The 1,673-nt window shown below is 72.8% G+C and carries 2 protein-coding genes; both read left to right on the forward strand.

Annotated elements, in window-relative coordinates:
• Nucleotides 1–133 precede the first annotated feature (133 nt).
• Nucleotides 134–1,183, forward strand: a complete 1,050-nt coding sequence (gene hemB / locus QR78_RS27475) for a porphobilinogen synthase (RefSeq protein WP_048430793.1) — start codon at nt 134–136, stop codon at nt 1,181–1,183.
• Nucleotides 1,184–1,209: 26 nt separating this feature from the next.
• On the forward strand, nt 1,210–1,581 hold the full coding sequence (locus tag QR78_RS27480) for a hypothetical protein (protein WP_048430794.1): 372 nt from the start codon (nt 1,210–1,212) through the stop codon (nt 1,579–1,581).
• The last annotated feature ends 92 nt before the right edge of the window (nt 1,582–1,673 follow it).

Genomic DNA, 1,673 nt, shown 5'->3' on the forward strand with positions numbered 1-1,673 from the left:
CACGCGCCCGCGGCCCTGCCATGCGGCCGCGCCCGGGTTCTGGCGCCGCCCGGAACGTGCTACCTGCGGATTGGACGAATTCGACGAAGATCAGGCCCGACCTGGAGCGGGCCGCGAGGAGGCCCGACCCCGGATGTCGCAGATCCAGCCGATGCCCCGGCCGCTCGCCCGGGAAGCTGCCCGGACCGAGCCGGCCTCCCTGGGACTGACCCAGCGCCCGCGGCGCAACCGCAAGGCCGAGTGGTCGCGCCGCCTGGTGCGCGAGACGACGCTGACCGTCGACGACCTGATCTGGCCGATCTTCCTGATCGAGGGCGAGGGCCGGCGCGATCCGGTCGCCTCGATGCCGGGCGTCGAGCGCCTGACCGTCGACGAGGCGGTGCGGGCGGCCGAGAAGGCCGCCTCCTTGCGCATCCCGGCGATCTCGTTCTTCCCCTTCGTCGAACCGTCCTTGCGCGACGCCACCGGCTCCGAGGCGCTCAACCGCAACAACCTCGTCTGCCGCGCCGTGCGGGCGGTGAAGAAGGCGGTGCCGGAGATCGGCGTCATCACCGACGTCGCCCTCGACCCCTATACCAGCCACGGCCATGACGGCCTCCTGGAGGACGGGGTGATCGTCAACGACGAGACGGTGGCGCTCCTCGTCGAGCAGAGCCTGATCCAGGCCGAGGCCGGCACCGATGTGATCGCCCCCTCCGACATGATGGACGGCCGCGTCGGCGCGATCCGGGCCGGGCTCGACCGGGCGGGTTTTCGCGATGTCCAGATCATGACCTACGCGGCGAAGTACGCCAGCGCCTTCTACGGCCCGTTCCGCGACGCGATCGGCACGAGCGCCACGCTGGTCGGCGACAAGCGCACCTACCAGATGGATGCGGGCAACACCGACGAGGCCCTGCGCGAGGTCGCCCTCGACCTCGACGAGGGGGCCGACTCGGTCATGGTCAAGCCCGGGATGCCGTATCTCGACGTGATCCGCCGGGTGAAGGAGACCTTCTCGGTCCCGACCTTCGCCTACCAGGTGTCGGGCGAGTACGCGATGATCGCGGCCGCCGCCCAGAACGGCTGGCTCGACGGCGAGCGCGCCATGATGGAGAGCCTGGCCGCCTTCAAGCGCGCCGGCGCCGACGGCATCTTCACCTACTTCGCCCCGCGGGTCGCCGAGCGGCTGCGGCAAGGGTGATTGCGACGAGGGTGATTGCGTCGGGGGTGAGGCCGAGACTCGCGGCGCTCGCGGCGCTCGCGAGCCTGGCCGCCTGCGCCGGCAGCCCGGATGCCGAGCAGGCCCGGATCTGCCGGCGGGCCCTGCCCACCCTGGTGCCGGCGGGCGCCCGCATCACCGTCCTGCGCACCGCGACGGGCCCGCAGGAGCGCAGCATCCGGGTCGACTTCGCGCAGGAGCGCGAGGGCCGCAGCCCGCTGCCGCGCTACGCGGTCTGCGAGTTCTCGGGGATGAGCCGTACCGACCTCTCGGGGCTGACGAGCGACCGCGGCCCGGTCGGCGGCGCGGCGCTCTACCTGCTCAAGCACTACTACCTCGACACGCCGGACGCGGCGCTGGCCGATCCGGGGCCGGGCTGACGCCGGCGCGGCCGGGCTTTATGGTGCCGCCACCCCGGAGAGCCCCCGCGTGAGCCAGCCCTACGCCATCACCCCGGACGACGTCGTCCGGG

The organism is Methylobacterium indicum (assembly GCF_001043895.1).
GTDB classification, from domain to species: Bacteria; Pseudomonadota; Alphaproteobacteria; order Rhizobiales; family Beijerinckiaceae; genus Methylobacterium; species Methylobacterium indicum.